Below are 17367 nucleotides of genomic sequence, written 5' to 3' on the forward strand. Positions count from 1 at the left end.
CCATTTCCACCAGAAGGAACACCATGTCTACCCCTGACCTGACCACCGCAGACCAGCAGACTCCCTCGGTTCTCGAGATCAAGGACCTGCACGTCGACGTTGCGAGCACCGGAGACAGCGCCGAGCCCATCCACATCCTCAAGGGTGTGAACCTCACGGTCCGCTCCGGCGAGACGCACGCGATCATGGGCCCCAACGGGTCCGGCAAGTCGACGCTCTCCTACGCGATCGCCGGTCACCCCAAGTACGTGGTGACCTCCGGGTCGATCACTCTCGACGGCGAGGACGTGCTGGAGATGAGCGTCGACGAGCGGGCGCGGGCAGGGCTGTTCCTGGCCATGCAGTACCCCGTCGAGGTGCCCGGTGTCTCGATGTCGAACTTCCTCCGCACCGCGGCGACCGCAGTGCGCGGTGAGGCCCCCAAGCTCCGGCACTGGGTCAAGGAGGTCAAGGAGGCGATGACCGAGCTCGACATCGATCCCTCCTTCGGCGACCGCAGTGTCAACGAGGGATTCTCCGGCGGTGAGAAGAAGCGCCACGAGATCCTGCAGCTCGGTCTGCTGAAGCCGCGGATCGCGATCCTCGACGAGACGGACTCCGGCCTGGACGTCGACGCGTTGCGCGTGGTGTCCGAGGGTGTGAACAAGTACCGCGAGCGTCAGCACGGCGGAGTCCTGCTCATCACCCACTACACGCGCATCCTCCGCTACATCCAGCCGGATTTCGTGCACGTGTTCGTCGGCGGCCGGGTCGTCCAGTCCGGTGGCCCGGAGCTGGCCGACGAGCTCGAGGCGAACGGTTACGAGCGCTTCACCCAGGCAACCCAGGGAGTGTAGGCCCATGACCACGACGGTGCGCACGGTGGCGGACGGTCCGAGCCGACCGTTCGACGTCGAAGCCCTTCGAGCGGACTTCCCGATCCTGTCCCGTACCGTGCGGGACGGGAAGCCGCTGGTCTACCTCGACTCCGGCGCGACGTCACAGCGTCCCGTGCAGGTGCTCGACGCCGAACGCGAGTTCCTGCTCACGTCGAATGCGGCGGTCCACCGGGGGGCGCACCAGCTCGCCGAGGAGGCCACGGACGCGTACGAGGGAGCGCGGGCGAAGATCGCCGACTTCGTCGGCGTCGGGTTCGACGAGCTGGTGTTCACGAAGAACGCCACCGAGGCTCTCAACCTCGTCACGTACGTCCTCGGCGACGACCGGTTCGAACGGCGGCTCGGCCCCGGCGACGAGATCGTGATCACCGAGCTCGAGCATCACGCCAATCTCGTCCCGTGGCAGGAACTGGCCCGCCGCACCGGCGCCACCCTGAAGTGGTTCGGGGTCACCGAGGACGGCCGGATCGACCTGGATTCACTCCACCTGACCGACGCGGTCAAAGTGGTGGCGTTCACGCACCAGTCGAACGTGACCGGTGCGGTGGCGCCGGTGACGGAACTCGTGCGCCGCGCTCGCGCGGTGGGTGCACTCGTCGTTCTCGATGCGTGCCAGTCCGTCCCGCATCTGCCGGTGGACTTCCGGGCGCTGGACGTGGACTACGCGGCCTTCTCCGGGCACAAGATGCTCGGCCCGTCCGGAGTGGGTGTCCTCTACGGCCGGCGCGCACTACTCGAGTCGATGCCGCCGTTCGTGACCGGTGGCTCGATGATCGAGACGGTGACGATGGAAGGCAGCACGTATGCGCCTCCGCCGCAGCGCTTCGAGGCGGGCGTGCCGATGACCTCGCAGGTCGTGGGGCTGGGCGCGGCCGTGGACTACCTGAACGCGATCGGCATGGACGCGGTGGCGGCGCACGAGCATGCACTCACCGCCGCGGCCCTCGGCCGCCTCGGCGAGATCGACGGCCTCCGCATCGTCGGCCCGGAGACCACCGAGAACCGCGGTGGCGCCGTGTCCTTCGTCGTCGACGGTATCCACGCTCACGATCTCGGCCAGATCCTCGACGACGAGGGTGTCGCGATCCGCGTCGGCCACCACTGCGCGTGGCCGCTGCACCGTCGTTTCGGGATCGCGGCCACCGCGCGGGCATCGTTCGCCGTCTACAACACCCTCGACGAGGTCGACGCGCTCGCGGCCGCCATCCGTCGCGCACAGTCGTTCTTCGGGGTGCGGGGGAGCGAGGCCTGACATGCGAATGGAACAGATGTACCAGGAAGTGATCCTGGACCACTACAAGCACCCGCACGGCCGCGGACTGCGTGAGCCCTTCGGCGCGGAGGTCCACCACGTCAATCCCACGTGCGGTGACGAAGTGACCCTTCGGGTGCACGTGGCGGACGGCACCGACGGCCCGCTGGTCGCCGACGTGTCCTACGACGGTCAGGGATGCTCCATCAGCCAGGCCGCGACGTCGGTACTGACCGATCAGGTGATCGGTCGTCCGGTCGAGGAAGCGCTGGCGACGGTGGCGGCGTTCAGCGAGATGGTGAGCAGTCGGGGCACCGTCGAGGGAGACGAGGACGTCCTCGGTGACGGCATCGCCTTCGTCGGGGTGTCGAAGTATCCGGCACGGGTCAAGTGCGCGCTGCTCGGATGGATGGCATTCAAGGACGCGGTGGTCCAGGTTCTGGACGGGACCGACGCCGGTGACCGCGCGGCGGTCGTCGGCACGACGATCGGAGAAAAGGCATGAGCGAGACCGACACCACGCAGGCGGCACCCGCGCAGGAACCGGCGTCCGAAGACGGCCGGTACGTCCCGAGTGGCACGGTGCCCGCGACGGAGCGGCTCGAGGAGCTCGAGGAGGCCATGCGGGACGTGGTCGATCCCGAGCTCGGAATCAACGTGGTCGATCTGGGGCTCGTCTACGGGATCACCGAGGACGAGGACGTCGTCACGATCGACATGACCCTGACGTCGGCGGCGTGCCCCCTCACGGACGTGATCGAGGACCAGGCGCGCGGCGCGCTGGTGCGCAGCGATCTCGCGTCCGATCTGCGGATCAACTGGGTGTGGCTGCCGCCGTGGGGCCCCGACAAGATCACCGAGGACGGGCGCGACCAGCTCCGCGCCCTCGGCTTCACGGTCTGAGCCGAACGTCCCTGCCCTGACGGGCAGCCGGACACGTCGACCGACGAGGCGTGCATCGACGCCGGTGCCGGGCAGGAACTCCTGCCCGGCACCGGCGTTTTCGTGTCCCCGAGCGTACGGCGAGAGCATCCTCTGCTACGGTTCCTCGTGCCTGAATGTTAACGAGTAATCGCGCTATGTCGTATTCGAGGGGAGATGCTCTACGTGTATGCGACCGCTGCAGTGCTCGACGAGGTGAACGGTCCGTTGTCCCTGCGCGCAGTGGAGACCGAGATGCCGGCGCCGGGGGAGGTTCTGGTGCGCATCGCGGGCGCCGGTATCTGCCACACCGATCTCACCGCGATGGCGGGGGGAGTGCCGCTGCCGTTACCGGCCGTACTCGGCCACGAGGGGGCGGGGGAGGTCGTGGCGGTCGGGCCCGTCGCCGATCTCGCTGTTCCCGATGTCGCTGTTCCGGATGTCGTGGTTCCGGATGTCGTGGTTCCGGGCCCCGTGCGTATCGGCGACCGGGTCGTCCTCAGCTTCGACTCCCGCCGCGCCTGCCGGAACTGCCGGCGGGGACACCCCGCCTACTGCTCGCGGTTCGCTCCGCTCAACTACGGCGGAACGCGTGAGGACGGGACGACGACGCTCCGGGCGGCCGGCGGTACCCGGGTGCACGGCAATTGGTTCGGGCAGTCCTCCTTCGCGACCTGTGCGGTCGCCTCGTCGCGCAACGCGGTCCGCGTTCCGGCGGATGTTCCCCTCCCACTCGCCGGTCCGCTCGGATGTGGAATCCAGACCGGCGCCGGGAGCGTTCTCGAGGTGCTGCGCCCGGAACCAGGTGCCTCGCTCGCCGTGTTCGGGTGCGGGCCGGTGGGACTGTCGGCGGTCCTCGCAGGAGTGATCGCCGGATGCACCGAGATCTATGCCGTGGATCCCTCGCCCGCGCGGCGAGATCTGGCCGTCGAACTGGGTGCCACCACCGCGTTCGATCCCGATGCCGGACGCGGTCCGGTCGAGGCGATCCGCGCGTGCTCGCGCCGCGGCGTCGACTACTCGGTGGACACGGTGAGCAGTGAGCCGGTGCTCCAGCAGGCGCTGCGGGTGCTCGCCTCGCCGGGTCACTGCGCCACGCTCGGGCTGAGGGGGCCGCGCAATCCCGTGACCCTGGACCAGTCCCTGGTGTTGACGGGCCGCACGCTCACCGGGGTCATCGAAGGCGATGTCGACCCGCACACGTTCATTCCCCGGATGGTCGACTATTGGCGCGAGGGCCGATTCCCGTTCCGGAAGATGATCACCACGTATCCCTTCGAGGCGATCGGCGACGCGCTCGCCGCGGTCCGAGCCGGTGACGTCGTCAAGGCAGTGCTCACGTTCGACACGAGTGCGGACACCGATGCAGTTGCGGGCACCGATGCGGCTGCCGGCGGAAAGGAGTAGTCATGGCGGTACCCGAGGAGTTCGCGGAACTCGTCCGCAGTGGTCACCGGCTCGACTCGGCGGAACTCGACGCCCTGTGGGCTCGTCTCGACGTCGCCGAGACCGGCCTGTTCACCGGCCTGTGGCGTGGGGGCGCCTTCGACACCGGCCACCGTGCCGCCGCGATGCTCGGGAAATCGGGGTGGTACGGCAAACGCTTCGATGCGCTGATGGACGTCAAGCCGTTGATCTGTCGGGACGAGGACGGCGCGCTGTACTCGGACACGACGGCAGGCCGGGGTGAGGCGAGCCTGTGGATGGTCGAGTTCCGCGGGGAGGTGACCGCGACGATGGTCTACGACGGGATGGCCGTGTTCGACCACTTCAAGAAGGTCGACGAGGACACCGTCATGGGGATCATGAACGGCAAGGGATTCGCCCTCGACGGTGGGAAGCCGTTCTACTTCTGGCTCGCCCGCGACTGACGGCCCGCGGGCCGCGTCACGCGCGCTTGCGCTCGTCGGTCTTCTTCGCGGCCGTCTTCTTCGCCGGGCTCTTGCGTGCTCCCGTCTCCTTCGTGGGCGCCTTCTTCGTGGTCGTCGTGCGCGCGGGTGCCTTGCGCGTGGCCTTCTTCGCCGACGTGCGTGATTCGGACTTGCCGCCGCCCGCGGCTTCCACGCTGCGCTGCAGTGCGGCGACGAGGTCGACGACCTCGGCGTCCTGGCCGGGTTCGGCGGCCTCCTCCGTCGCGATGACCTTCTTGCCGCCGCTGGCGATCATCTCGTCGAGGAGTGCCCGGAGCTGTTCCTGGTACTCGTCCGTGAAGTCCTCCGGCGTGAAGTCCGCCGACATGCTCTCGACGAGAGTGCCGGCCATGGCGAGTTCCTTCTTCTGCGGCTTCTCCGCACCGTCGAGGGACGGGAAGCTCACCTCGCGGACCTCGTCGGGCCACAGCAGAGTCTGGATCACCAGTACCCCGTCCCGGGAACGCATCGCCGCGAGCCGGGTTCGCTGCCGCAGGGTGAAGTGCACGATCGCGGTGCGGTCGGTGTCCTCGAGTGTCGTCGCGAGCAGGACGTAGGCCTTCGGCGAGGATCCGTCGGGTTCGAGGTAGTAGCTCTTCTCGAAGAGGATCGGGTCGATCTGATCGTTCGGGACGAACTCGAGCACCGGAATCTCGTGTTTCTCCGCAGCCGGGAGCTCGGCGAAGTCCTCGTCGGTGAGGATGACCCGCACCCCGTCCTCGGACTCGTAGGCCTTGTCGATGTCGGCATAGGGGACGACCTCTCCGTCGACGGAGCAGACGCGCTGGTACTTGATCCGTCCGCCGTCCTTCGCGTGGACCTGGTGGAACCGGATGTCGTGGTCCTCCGTCGCCGAGTACACCTTCACCGGGACGTTGACGAGACCGAACGCTATCGAACCTTTCCAGATGGACCGCATCACCCCATGATCGCCCAGAATCCCGCCCGCGGCGACAAGAACCGGTCGAGAGCGATGTTTTCCGTGGGCGGCCCGGAACGGTCTCGTTCCGGCTCTCAGAGAGCGGACCGGGCCAGCGTCCAGCGGAGCCCGGCCGGGACACCGCGGAACAGGGCCCACATGGCCCGCGCGGTTCCCGCGAGATCGTCCCGGCCGGAGAGGAAGGCGCGCTGGTCGGTCTCGGGGAGATCGAAGAAGGCGTCGAAGAACTCTGCCGTCCGATCCGGCCGGAGCCGGAGGAGGGATTCGAGCCCGGCCCCGCGCAGGCGGTGTACCGCGCGGGCCCGAGCAGGCCACAGCGCCTTGTCCGGACTGCGGCCCGAGACCAGGGCCGAGACGAGCGTGTCCGCCGCGTCGAGGGAGGCGGCGACGCTGTACCCGGTTCCCGGATGCGTCAGACCGGCGCGGGCTCCGAACGCCAGTGCAGGAGTGGCGGTGTTGCCGGGCTCCACCGCGAAGTGCACGCGTTCGGTCGGCGCGCCGTCGGGGATCCGTACACCGCGGGCGCGCAGTCGACGGTGCAATCGCGTCCGGAGTTCGTCGACACCCGTCGCGGGCCGGCCGACGAGGCATGTCTCCTCGAGGAGGACGTGATCCGCCGAGATCGGTACGGCATACAGAAACGAGGCCGGGGCTGCCGGCGGGGCACCGTGATCCGGGCGCCAATCCATGAACCAGGCCTCGCCGTCGCCGAGCGCCGGCGCCGCGACGTCTCGGGGGAGGACCATCCCGAATGCGGTCTGTTCGGCTCTCCCCGGGGCGATACGGGTCCCGCGGGCGTCGACGACGGTGTGGGCGGACACCTCGCGTAGATCGGGGACACCGGGAGTACGCACGGTTGCCGTCCGGGACGTGAGCGCCACGGCCACGCCGGAAATCACCTCCACCTCGTCGAGGGCGAGTGCACGCTGGACTGCGGCGTTGTCGAGCACTCCGTAGGCGCGGGTCAGGGCGCGCTCGCGGGTTGTCCAGACGCGGGGAGAGCGGACGTGGGTGCGCAGGACCCGGGTGCCGAGCCAGGCCGGAACCTCGTCGGCCCACAGTGCGTAGGTCGGCGTCCACGACCTGGCCGGGCGCGGGTCGACCGCCACGGTCCGCAGCCCGGACCGGGCAGCCCGGTGTGCCAGCGCTCGGCCGGCCGGCCCGAGACCGACGACGAGGAGGTCGGCGATCGGGGAGGGGGGAGGCACGAGCGAAGGGTAGCCGAGCGGCCGCGCAGATGCTCCGACCTGGGAGCTTTCCGGTCGGTGCACAGATCACGTATCGAGTACATCAGCACTGCAGTCGATACAGTAATGATGAGATATCGAGTCGGGCCGTGACGGAATACCAGGAAAGCCAGAATTGCTGCACTCGTCGGCGGCTCCGACGTAGGCGATCTCACTGCATCGACCGACAAATGCAGGCGATTCGGATCGGCCCGCCACGGTAAAGTGGGCAGTTCGTGTGCCTGCGGCCGAACCCCACCGGCCGCGAACCACACCCAGCCCCGAACACACGAGGAGATTCGTTGATCACCGCCACTGATCTGGAAGTGCGAGCCGGCGTGCGCACGCTGTTGTCTGCGCCCGGGCCCGCCCTACGGATCCAGCCGGGCGACCGGATCGGGCTGGTCGGGCGCAACGGCGCGGGCAAGACGACGACGCTGCGCATCCTGGCGGGCGAGGGGGAGGCGTATGCGGGCACGGTGATCCGCAACGGCGATCTCGGATACCTGCCGCAGGACCCCAAGGAAGGCAACCTCGACGTCCTGGCGAAGGACCGCGTCCTGTCGGCACGCGGTCTCGACGACATCCTCCGCGGGATGGAGAAGCAGCAGGCGATCATGGCCGAGGCCGTCGACGACGCCGAGCGTGACGCGGCCGTCCGCAAGTACGGGGTTCTCGAGGACCGGTTCTCCGCTCTCGGCGGGTACGTGGCCGAGTCCGAGGCGGCGCGGATCTGTAGCAGCCTCGGGCTGCCGGACCGCGTCCTGGAGCAGGCGCTGCGCACCCTCTCCGGAGGCCAGCGCCGCCGAGTCGAGCTGGCCCGGATCCTCTTCGCGGCGTCGGACGGCTCCGGCGGCAAGTCGAATACGACCCTGCTCCTCGACGAGCCGACGAACCACCTCGATGCCGACTCGATCACCTGGCTGCGCGGATTCCTGCAGGGCCACGACGGCGGCCTCGTCGTCATCAGTCACGACGTCGACCTGCTCGCCGACGTGGTCAACAAGGTGTGGTTCCTCGATGCGGTGCGCGGCGAGGCGGACATCTACAACATGGGCTGGAAGAAGTACCTCGACGCCCGTGCCACCGACGAACAGCGCCGCAAGCGTGAGCGGGCGAATGCCGAGAAGAAGGCGGGCGCGCTGCGCGCTCAGGCGGCCAAGCTGGGAGCGAAGGCGACGAAGGCGACAGCCGCACAGAACATGGCCAAGCGTGCCGACAAGCTCCTCGACGATCTCGACGAGATCCGCGTGGCGGACAAGACCGCGAAGATCCGGTTCCCGACTCCGGCCGCGTGCGGCAAGACGCCGCTCATGGCGAAGGAACTGACCAAGGTCTACGGGTCCCTCGAGATCTTCACCGGGGTCGATCTCGCGATCGACCGCGGTTCCCGCGTGGTGATCCTCGGCCTCAACGGTGCGGGAAAGACGACGCTGCTCCGGTTGCTGGCCGGTGCCGAGACTCCGGATCTCGGTGAGCTCGTTCCCGGATACGGACTGAAGGTCGGGTACTTCGCGCAGGAACACGACACGATCGACGACGAGGCGAGTGTGTGGGAGAACATCCGGCATGCTGCGCCGGACGCGGGGGAGCAGGACCTGCGTGGGCTGCTGGGTGCGTTCATGTTCACCGGCCCGCAGCTCGAACAGCCCGCCGGGACGCTGTCCGGAGGTGAGAAGACCCGGTTGGCGCTCGCGGGCCTCGTCTCGTCGGCGGCGAACGTGTTGCTTCTCGACGAACCGACCAACAACCTCGACCCGATCTCGCGCGAGCAGGTTCTCGACGCACTCCGCAGCTACGAGGGTGCCGTCGTACTCGTGACCCACGATCCGGGCGCGGCCGAGGCGCTGAACCCGGAACGGGTCATCATGCTTCCGGACGGCACCGAGGACCACTGGTCGCAGGACTACCTCGAGCTCATCCAGCTGGCCTGACCGGTGCTGGCCTGCCCGGGCTCGGTCACGCGAGCCCGGCCAGGTCCCGCAGCACGACGTGGTTGCGGTCGTGGAAGGTGCCGAGGGTGTATTCGGGGAGGAACGCCATCGTGGCGAATCGGGACCGACGCGTCCATCGCAGCGCCTGCTCGGAGGCGGTGCGATGGAAGTTCACCTGGTATCCGCCCGTGTACAGGTGGAGCAACGTGTAGCCGCCCGGGTATCCGGCGCCGCTGCCGGTCTCGAGGTATTCGACCGCGGCGTTCGTGTCGCCGCGAGTGACGCGGCACCGGTGCGTGTGGCCGGCGAGCATGAGGAACACCCCCGGGTTCGAGGCGTGTAGCTGTTGGAGACGCTGTGCGTCGGCGTCCGCGAGGACGAATCCGGGGCCACCCACATTCGTCCCGGCCGATTCCCGGGTGACCGGGTGGTGTGCGAGCATCATCGTGGGGCGGTCGGGTTCGTCGGCGAGGGTCCGCTCGATGTCGGCGAACTGTTCCGCCGAGATCACCCCTCCCGCGGCGTCCAGGTGGGTGGAATCGACGCCGAGGACGCGCAATCCGCCGACGTCCCTCGTCCACGCGGTCTGGAACGGGACGAACGCGTCCCCGAACGCGTCGAAATGGTCCGTGCCCGGAATCGGGGAGGCGGTGTCGTACCCGGCGTCGGGATCGGACTCCGGAGTGTGCGGCCGGTCGTGATTGCCGCGGGTGACACTGTATTCGTGCCCCAGCCGCCCGTATCCGTCGAGGAGTTCGCGGGCCCGCCGGACCTCCGTGGGTCGCGCCTCGCTGGTCAGATCGCCGTTCACCACCAGATGCGCGACATCGTGCCCTCCGATCTCGGCCAGGGCGGCAGAGAGCATCACCTCTGCGAACGGGGGCAGACCCGGCTCCTGCTCGACGGCCCGGGGAAAGTCGCCGAACAGGAGGCCGTGGCGGTCCTCGCCGACATGGGTGTCGTTGAGGACCGCCACGGTCCCGACGAACCGTCCTGGCGGCGGCACCAGGGTGCGGACGACTCCCGCGATCTCCGGTGACGCGGGCGTCCTCGTGGCGACCAGGGTGGGGACCGCCCGCCGGCCCGCCGAACGCGCTTCGAACCGATACTCACGTCCGGGTTCGAGGCCGGACACCGTGACCAGGTGCGAGATGCGTGGGGTCGGATCGGAATGCGCGAGCGGTGGCGGGCCTGCGGAGTCGGCGGGACCGAGGGACACCTCGGTGTCGGCCTCGGTGAACGCGGGCAGTCCGTCGGGGCCGGGGGAGGCGACCGCATACGTGACCCAGGACAGCGTCACCGAGGTCGTGGTGACCGTCACGACCTCGAGATCGGCGGCGAGGACCGCCGGGCTCCTCGCGGTGCTCGCCGCGGCGCCGAAGCCGAGGCCCGCGACGGTGAGGGCGCCGATGCCGGCACCGCGCAGCAGCGTGCGACGCGAGAGGTGCGGTGAGGCGGGCCGAGAGTACGGCAGGGACTGCCGCGGGGAGGACGTCGTCGACATTCCGACTACGGTATCGGCTCCGGGTGAGGGGAACGTGACGCCCGGGCGGCCGTGTCTCGAACGACGTGTCTCGAACGACGTGTCTCGAACGACGTGTCTCGAACGACGTGTCTCGAACGACGTGTCTCGAACGACGTGTCTCGAACGACGTGTCTCGAACGACGTGTCTCGAACGACCGGATCCCGGGCGAACGGGTTCACTCGTGCTTGCGCACGGACTCCTCGACCAGGTCCAGTACCGCATCGAGTTGGGCTCCGGTGTTGCCGGACGCGATCCTGGCGATCAGCCCGTCGAGTACGAGATCGAGGTAGCCGACGAGAACCTCGGTCGGTACGTCGTCCCGGAGGCGGCCGGCGGACTTCTGTGCGGCCAGGCGCGCGAGCGTCGCCTCGGTGAGTTCCTGGGATCGCTGCAGCCAGCTGCGCCGGAACTCGGGGTCGGTGCGCAGACGGCGCGCGATCTCCAGACGCGTGCCGAGCCAGTCGTACTGTTCCGGCTGCGCGAGCATGTCGCGCATGACCTGGACGAGACCGCCCTCGGCGACGACGTCGGCCATCCGGGTGGCGTCCTCGTGGGCGAGGGCGAGGAACAATCCGTCCTTGTCCTTGAAGTGATGGAAGATCGCGCCGCGGGACAGTCCGGTGGCGTCCTCGAGCCGGCGGACGGTCGCGCCGTCGTAGCCGTACTCGGCGAAACACCGGCGGGCGCCGTCGAGGATCTGGCTGCGCCGTGCCGCGAGATGGTCCTCACTGACCTTGGGCACTGTCGATTCCTACTTTCGGGATGGGCTCACGTCGTGTCGGGACCGGACGATCCTCGTGGGTATCGAGCTCGGGGGCTCCGGGGTAACGGGGCTCGGCAGCGGGAGGTTCGGGAACGGGAGGTTCGGGAACGACGCACGGCGGACCCAGCCGGGGCTGAATCCGCCGTGCGCACGAGCAGAGTGACTAGTTCCGGATCATGTTCCGGAGCACGTACTGCAAGATGCCGCCGTTGCGGTAGTAGTCCGCCTCACCGGGGGTGTCGATACGGACCACCGCATCGAACACGATCTTCTCGCCGCTCTCCTTGGTAGCCGTGACCCGCATGGTTTCGGGAGTCACACCCTCGTTGAGCGTGGCGATGCCCTCGATGTCGAAGGTCTCGGTGCCGTCGATCCCGAGCGACTTGTAGCTCTCGCCCTCGGGGAACTGGAGCGGGACCACGCCCATGCCGATGAGGTTGGAGCGGTGGATGCGCTCGAACGACTCGGTGATGACGGCCTTGACGCCGAGCAGGGACGTGCCCTTGGCCGCCCAGTCGCGCGAGGACCCCGATCCGTACTCCTTGCCGCCCAGCACGACCAGCGGGATGCCCGCCGCCTGGTAGTTCTGCGACGCGTCGTAGATGAAGGACTGCGGGCCACCCTCCTGGGTGAAGTCCCGCGTGTAGCCGCCCGAGACGTCGTCGAGGAGCTGGTTCCGGAGGCGGATGTTCGCGAAGGTGCCACGAATCATCACCTCGTGGTTACCGCGGCGGGAACCGAGCGAGTTGTAGTCCTTGCGCTCGACTCCGTGGGAATCCAGGTACTGGGCCGCCGGGGTGCCGGACTTGATCGGGCCCGCCGGGCTGATGTGGTCGGTGGTGACCGAGTCGCCGAGCAGCGCGAGGACGCGAGCGCCCTTGATGTCGGTGACCGGTGCCGGCTCCATCGTCATGCCCTCGAAGTACGGAGGCTTCCGGACGTACGTCGACTTCTCGTCCCACGCGAAGGTGTCGCCCTCCGGGGTGGACAGATTCTGCCAGCGGCTGTCACCGGCGAAGATGGTCTCGTAGGACTTGCGGAACATGTCCTGGCTGATCGCCGACTTGATCGTGTCGTCGATCTCCTGAGCCGAAGGCCAGATGTCCTTCAGGTACACGGGGTTGCCGTCGTGATCCTTGCCGAGAGCATCGTTCTCGAAGTCGAAGTCCATGGTTCCCGCGAGCCCGTAGGCGATGACCAGCGGCGGCGAGGCCAGGTAGTTCATCTTGACGTCGGGGGAGATGCGGCCTTCGAAGTTGCGGTTGCCGGACAGCACCGCGGTGACCGTCAGATCGTTGTCGTTGATCGCCGCGGACACGGACTCGGGCAGCGGGCCGGTGTTGCCGATGCAGGTGGTGCAGCCGTATCCACCGAGGTAGTAGCCGAGCTTCTCGAGGTACGGCCACAGGCCGGCCTTCTCGTAGTAGTCGGTGACGACCTGGGAACCGGGGGCCATGTTCGTCTTGACCCACGGCTTGGTGGACAGCCCCTTCTCGACGGCGTTGCGGGCGAGCAGAGCCGCACCGAGCATCACCGACGGGTTCGAGGTGTTGGTGCACGAGGTGATACCGGCGACGACGACCGCGCCGTGGTCGAGGACGAACTCGCCCAGCTCGTCCGAGGTGACCTTCACCGGCTTGCTCGGGCGCCCCTCGGCGCCGTTCGCGGCCGACTGGACGTCGACGGCGCCGTCGTCCGCGAAGGACAGCGTCGCCGGATCGGAGGCCGGGAACGACTCCTCGATCGCCTCGTCGAGCTGGGTGTGCTCGGCCGGGTGCTGCTCCTCCACGTAGTTGTGGATGTCCTTGCGGAACGCGATCTTCGACTCCGACAGCAGGATGCGGTCCTGCGGGCGCTTGGGGCCGGCGATGGACGGAACGACCGTGTTGAGGTCGAGCTCGATGTACTCGGAGTACACCGGCTCCTTGTCCGGGTCGTGCCACATGCCCTGCTCCTTGGCGTACGCCTCGACGAGCGCGAGCTGCTCGTCGCTGCGGCCGGTGAGGCGCAGGTAGTTGATGGTCTCCTCGTCGATCGGGAAGATCGCTGCGGTGGAACCGAACTCGGGGCTCATGTTGCCCAGCGTGGCGCGGTTCGCCAGGGGCACCTCGGAGACGCCCTTGCCGTAGAACTCGACGAACTTGCCGACCACGCCGTGCTGGCGGAGCATGTCGGTCGCGGTGAGCACGACGTCGGTGGCCGTGACACCGGGCTGGATCTCGCCGGTGAGCTTGAAGCCGACCACGCGCGGGATGAGCATGGAGACGGGCTGTCCGAGCATCGCTGCCTCGGCCTCGATGCCGCCGACGCCCCAGCCGAGCACGCCGAGGCCGTTGACCATCGTGGTGTGCGAGTCGGTGCCGACGCAGGTGTCCGGGTAGGCCTGGCCGTTGCGGGTCATGACGGTCGGTGCCAGGTACTCGATGTTGACCTGGTGCACGATGCCCATGCCCGGAGGGACGACCTTGAAGTCGTCGAACGCGCCCTGTCCCCAGCGCAGGAACTGGTAGCGCTCGCCGTTGCGCTCGTACTCGAGGTCGACGTTGCGCTCGAGCGCGTCGGCGCGACCGAAGACGTCGAGGATCACCGAGTGGTCGATGACCATGTCGGCGGGGGAGAGCGGGTTGACCTTGTTCGGGTCGCCGCCGAGGGTGGTCACGGCCTCACGCATGGTGGCGAGGTCGACCACACAGGGGACGCCGGTGAAGTCCTGCATGATCACACGGGCCGGCGTGAACTGGATCTCGATGCTCGGCTGCGCCGACGGGTCCCAGTTCCCGATGGCACGGATGTGATCGGCGGTGATGTTGGCACCGTCTTCGGTGCGAAGGAGGTTCTCCGCGAGAACCTTCAGTGCGTAGGGCAGCTTCTCGGTGCCGGGCACCGCCGAGAGACGGAAGATCTCGTAGGAGTTCTCACCGACCTCGAGGGTGCCCTTGGCGCCGAACGAATCAATACTCGTGCTCACGTCAGCTCCACTCGTCTTCGATTAGCCGTCGACCGGGCTGTGTCGACGGCCGGAGGACACGGCCGCGCGGCGATCTCGGGGGCTGCGCTGCGGGAACAGCGGTGCCGGGACCGGCCGGTGCCGTGGTACCTCGCTCCAGTCTAACAGTACGCTTGTCCTGTGAAAGCTGAGGGCACCCTTCGTACCCTCGAACTTCACCCGATGGTTCCAGTCTTCACTTTCGTGTCGCGCGCCGGCAATCGTCGAGCCCGACCGGGGCCTGCCGTAGTGTGCACTCCCGGGGGTCGCGTTCCATTCACCTCGACAACGGATGAGAGATGTCTGCACCTTTCGTGACTGTGTTGCCGCTCGGTGCGGCCTCGCCGGCCGCTACCGCGGTTCCGCACGTGGCTGCTCTTCCGCGTGCGGTGGAATTGCCCTCCGGGGTGGAGGTGTCGGAGATCCTCGCCGACGTGGCCGCGGACGGCGTCGCGGCGCCGGACGCCGTGGTGGACGAACTGCTGGCGGTCGTCGATCGCGCGGCCGGGCACGGAATCGACCTGAGCATCGTCGTACTCGAGGAGAACCCGACCCGCGATTCGGAACTACGTGACCTGGCCACCGACGTCGGCGCCGAGGAGGGCGGGACGGTTCTGGTGCTCAGCCCCAACTGGGTGGGCTCGTACAGCGACTCGATCAGCCGAGTCCAGCTCGAGTCCGGGCAGGACCGGACCTACACCGGGGGCGACGCGGTGGTGGCTGCGGACAACTTCGTCGACGACCTGCTGGAGCCGGGCCCACCGTGGACCCTGCTGACGGTCCTCGTGCTCGGTGTCGTCGCACTGGCGACGGCGGCGCTGATCCGGGCGAAGCTCCGACGCGGGGACGATGCGCCTGCCTCTTCGTCGGAGGGAACCGGCGATCGGCACGTTCCGGAGGATGCGCCCTCGGCGCGACCCTGAATCGTCGATTCGCGCTACGTACTCCCTCGGCCGGAGTCCGAATTCCGACCGTTTTCCGACTGTCGACGCCGAGGGGTCGACCGACCGAGTTGTCCGGTTTCGGGACGCCGCTGTCGACGTTCGTCCGGCATTTGTCCGATTACTCCCGTTCGATACGGATGATTCCGGTGATCTCGGCCTATGTCGCGAGTTTGCGCAGGTCGAATTACCAATGTGTTATTTGTGGCTAATGTTTCCGCGCGGGCTGCGAGTGTCGTACGGTGCGAATGATGCGCCTTGTGAAAGAAGTGCTCCAGACTGACGCGATCCTTCCCGCGGGACGGATGGTGGCGGTGCGGTGGGCGCGAGGCGCCGTCGAGGCGCAGCACCGAGGGAGAGACGTGTGAAACGGGCACCTGTGGGCGGACTCGGCTCTCGCACCCGGCGCCATCGGCGCTCGCGCGCGAGGGCGCTCCGGACCGGCACCCTCGCCGTCGGGATCGCACTCGTGTCGACGTTGCTGATCGGCTCGGGCCAGTTGGCGATCGCGGTTCCTCCGCCACCGCCGAACCCGAGCGATCTCGACATCGCGGACGCGCAGACTCGGGTGGCGGCGGGAGCCGGCGAGGTGAGCGCACTGATCAATCTCGTCGCCGCGGCGGACCAGCGGCTCGCCGAACTCGACAACGAGGTCGCCGTCAGGCGGGAGAGTGTGAACAAGGCGCTCGTCGATCTGCAGAACGCGCGCAGCGCCGCGGACGCCGCGGCGAGTGCCGTGTTCGCGTCCCAGGAGGGCTTGCGGGACGCCGCCGCGCAGATCGATCTCGCGCAGACCGACTTCGACGAGTACGCCGTGTCGAGCTACGTCCGGGGCACGAACGTGTCCTCACTCTCGGCCTATCTCGGTGCCGGCGCGCCGGACGACGTCCTCGATCGGGCGCAGGCCTTGAAACTCATCTCGGTGAGCCGCAACGCCGTCCTCGACGAGCTGCAGCGGGCCCGCACCGAGCAGGCGAACCGGGATTCCGCGGCGCGGGAGGCGAAGCAGCAGGCCGACGCCGCGGCGCAGCAGGCCGAGGAACGCAAGTCTCTCGCCGAGCAGGCGATCGCGGCCGCGCGCGCCGCGCTGGACGGTCAGGTGGCACGCAAGTCGCAGATCGAATCGGAGCGCGCGGCGGCGCAGTCGCAGCTGGAGGCGGCACGAGCGAACGCGTCCGGGCTCGAGGGGCAGCGTGTGGCGTACACCGCCTGGGAACGTCAGCGCCAGGCCGAGGAGGCCGCCGCAGCCGCCGCGGCGGCAGCCGCGCAGGACGCAGCCCGTGACGCGGCAGCGCGGGTCGCCGCGAACCAGGCGGCGCGCGAGCTCGCCGCTCGGCTGGCGGAGGAACAGACACCACACACCTCACTCGACGACTACACGCCCAGCCCCTCGACGAAGCCGTCCACCAGACCCTCGACGTCGACCGTCACCGGTAGTGCGGCCATCGAGACGGTGATCGACCGGGGGATGTCGCAACTCGGAGTCCCGTACTCGTGGGGCGGCGGCGACGAGAACGGGCCGACCAAGGGAATCCGCGACGGTGGCGTGGCCGACAGCTACGGCGACTTCGACAAGGTCGGTTTCGACTGCTCGGGGCTGATGATCTACGCCTTCGCGGGTATCGGGATCTCCCTGCCCCACTACACCGGCTATCAGTACACCGCGGGTACCCAGGTGCCCTCCTCCGAGATGCGTCGCGGGGACATGATCTTCTGGGGCCCGAACGCCAGCCAGCACGTGGCGTTGTACCTCGGCGACGGGCAGATGCTGGAGGCTCCGCAGTCCGGCTCGGTGGTCAAGGTGTCGCCGGTGCGATGGGATGGCATGACCCCCTACGCTGTACGTATGGTGACGTAGGACATGGGGACATAGGAGGCAGCGCCGTTACTCGGTCGTTTGTCTGTCCACGTGCACCTGGAATAGTGATCAGTACGTGTACGGGTGGGACGATCAGGTGAAAGCGGTGGATTCTTGGTGACCTCGGAAAGCACTGGTTCCGGCGGCGTCGACGGCTCGAAGGCCGACGACAAGGCTCAGGGCTCCGATTCGAAGGGCGCCGACTCCGGGTCGACCGGCGTGCAGCCGGGTG

The 17367-nt window shown here is 68.4% G+C and carries 14 protein-coding genes; 9 read left to right on the top strand and 5 right to left on the bottom strand.

All coding sequences use genetic code 11. The features are described 5' to 3' along the window. Positions 1–23 precede the first annotated feature (23 nt). The 6 genes from sufC (at position 24) to G4H71_RS21175 (ending at position 4922) form a co-directional block, all read left to right on the top strand. The gene (gene sufC / locus G4H71_RS21150; RefSeq protein WP_072738206.1) at positions 24–836 is read left to right on the top strand and encodes a Fe-S cluster assembly ATPase SufC; all 813 of its coding nucleotides are present in this window, start codon (positions 24–26) and stop codon (positions 834–836) included. A 4-nt stretch (positions 837–840) separates the two neighbouring features. Further along, positions 841–2130: a cysteine desulfurase gene (locus G4H71_RS21155; RefSeq protein WP_072738207.1), complete on the top strand. Its 1290-nt coding sequence runs from the start codon at positions 841–843 to the stop codon at positions 2128–2130. Position 2131: 1 nt separating this feature from the next. After that, positions 2132–2635, top strand: a complete 504-nt coding sequence (sufU, locus tag G4H71_RS21160; RefSeq protein WP_072738208.1) for a Fe-S cluster assembly sulfur transfer protein SufU — start codon at positions 2132–2134, stop codon at positions 2633–2635. After that, positions 2632–3033, top strand: a complete 402-nt coding sequence (locus G4H71_RS21165) for a metal-sulfur cluster assembly factor (RefSeq protein ID WP_072738209.1) — start codon at positions 2632–2634, stop codon at positions 3031–3033. Before sufU ends, G4H71_RS21165 begins: the two co-directional genes overlap by 4 nt. A gap of 195 nt (positions 3034–3228) precedes the next feature. Beyond that, on the top strand, positions 3229–4458 hold the full coding sequence (locus G4H71_RS21170) for an NAD(P)-dependent alcohol dehydrogenase (protein WP_072738210.1): 1230 nt from the start codon (positions 3229–3231) through the stop codon (positions 4456–4458). Positions 4459–4460: 2 nt separating this feature from the next. Beyond that, positions 4461–4922 carry a DUF4334 domain-containing protein gene (locus G4H71_RS21175; RefSeq protein WP_072738211.1) on the top strand — a complete coding sequence of 154 codons (462 nt, stop codon included), beginning with the start codon at positions 4461–4463 and terminating at the stop codon, positions 4920–4922. 16 nt (positions 4923–4938) lie between these two features. Here the strand turns inward: G4H71_RS21175 and ku are convergent, their stop codons facing one another. Both ku and G4H71_RS21185 read right to left on the bottom strand, forming a co-directional pair. Next, a complete protein-coding gene (ku, locus tag G4H71_RS21180; protein ID WP_072738212.1) occupies positions 4939–5880 on the bottom strand; it encodes a non-homologous end joining protein Ku in 942 nt (313 codons plus the stop codon). Positions 5881–5975: 95 nt separating this feature from the next. After that, on the bottom strand, positions 5976–7109 hold the full coding sequence (locus G4H71_RS21185; RefSeq protein ID WP_072738213.1) for a lycopene cyclase family protein: 1134 nt from the start codon (positions 7107–7109) through the stop codon (positions 5976–5978). Between the two features lie 320 nt (positions 7110–7429). Here G4H71_RS21185 and G4H71_RS21190 point away from each other — a divergent pair, with 320 nt between their 5' ends. Next, entirely contained in the window at positions 7430–9061 is a 1632-nt protein-coding gene (locus tag G4H71_RS21190) for an ABC-F family ATP-binding cassette domain-containing protein (protein WP_072738214.1), read from the top strand. Positions 9062–9086: 25 nt separating this feature from the next. Here G4H71_RS21190 and G4H71_RS21195 read toward each other — a convergent pair whose 3' ends face one another. The 3 genes from G4H71_RS21195 to acnA all read right to left on the bottom strand — a co-directional run bounded on the left by G4H71_RS21195 (position 9087) and on the right by acnA (position 14318). Continuing rightward, complete coding sequence (locus G4H71_RS21195) at positions 9087–10565, bottom strand: metallophosphoesterase family protein (RefSeq protein WP_083343109.1); 1479 nt, start codon at positions 10563–10565, stop codon at positions 9087–9089. A gap of 197 nt (positions 10566–10762) precedes the next feature. Beyond that, positions 10763–11329: a TetR/AcrR family transcriptional regulator gene (locus tag G4H71_RS21200; protein ID WP_072738215.1), complete on the bottom strand. Its 567-nt coding sequence runs from the start codon at positions 11327–11329 to the stop codon at positions 10763–10765. 184 nt (positions 11330–11513) lie between these two features. After that, positions 11514–14318, bottom strand: coding sequence for an aconitate hydratase AcnA (gene acnA / locus G4H71_RS21205; protein ID WP_072738216.1), 2805 nt, complete (start codon positions 14316–14318; stop codon positions 11514–11516). Positions 14319–14635: 317 nt separating this feature from the next. On the opposite strand from acnA, the gene G4H71_RS21210 reads away from it, so the two are divergent. Next, on the top strand, positions 14636–15259 hold the full coding sequence (locus G4H71_RS21210) for an Rv1476 family membrane protein (RefSeq protein ID WP_072738217.1): 624 nt from the start codon (positions 14636–14638) through the stop codon (positions 15257–15259). A gap of 382 nt (positions 15260–15641) precedes the next feature. Next, positions 15642–17135: an NlpC/P60 family protein gene (locus G4H71_RS21215; RefSeq protein WP_371842432.1), complete on the top strand. Its 1494-nt coding sequence runs from the start codon at positions 15642–15644 to the stop codon at positions 17133–17135. Positions 17136–17367: the final 232 nt, after the last annotated feature.

Source organism: Rhodococcus triatomae, from assembly GCF_014217785.1.
GTDB classification, from domain to species: Bacteria; Actinomycetota; Actinomycetes; order Mycobacteriales; family Mycobacteriaceae; genus Rhodococcus_F; species Rhodococcus_F triatomae.

What these genes read in the sequence shown, in the direction of transcription:
- ku (WP_072738212.1), bottom strand. Translation starts at nt 5,880, where the DNA reads ATGCGGTCCATCTGGAAAGGTTCGATAGCGTTCGGTCTCGTCAACGTC.
- G4H71_RS21175 (WP_072738211.1), top strand. Translation starts at nt 4,461, where the DNA reads ATGGCGGTACCCGAGGAGTTCGCGGAACTCGTCCGCAGTGGTCACCGG.
- G4H71_RS21155 (WP_072738207.1), top strand. Translation starts at nt 841, where the DNA reads ATGACCACGACGGTGCGCACGGTGGCGGACGGTCCGAGCCGACCGTTC.
- sufU (WP_072738208.1), top strand. Translation starts at nt 2,132, where the DNA reads ATGCGAATGGAACAGATGTACCAGGAAGTGATCCTGGACCACTACAAG.
- G4H71_RS21170 (WP_072738210.1), top strand. Translation starts at nt 3,229, where the DNA reads ATGCTCTACGTGTATGCGACCGCTGCAGTGCTCGACGAGGTGAACGGT.
- G4H71_RS21195 (WP_083343109.1), bottom strand. Translation starts at nt 10,565, where the DNA reads ATGTCGACGACGTCCTCCCCGCGGCAGTCCCTGCCGTACTCTCGGCCC.
- G4H71_RS21165 (WP_072738209.1), top strand. Translation starts at nt 2,632, where the DNA reads ATGAGCGAGACCGACACCACGCAGGCGGCACCCGCGCAGGAACCGGCG.
- G4H71_RS21210 (WP_072738217.1), top strand. Translation starts at nt 14,636, where the DNA reads ATGTCTGCACCTTTCGTGACTGTGTTGCCGCTCGGTGCGGCCTCGCCG.
- sufC (WP_072738206.1), top strand. Translation starts at nt 24, where the DNA reads ATGTCTACCCCTGACCTGACCACCGCAGACCAGCAGACTCCCTCGGTT.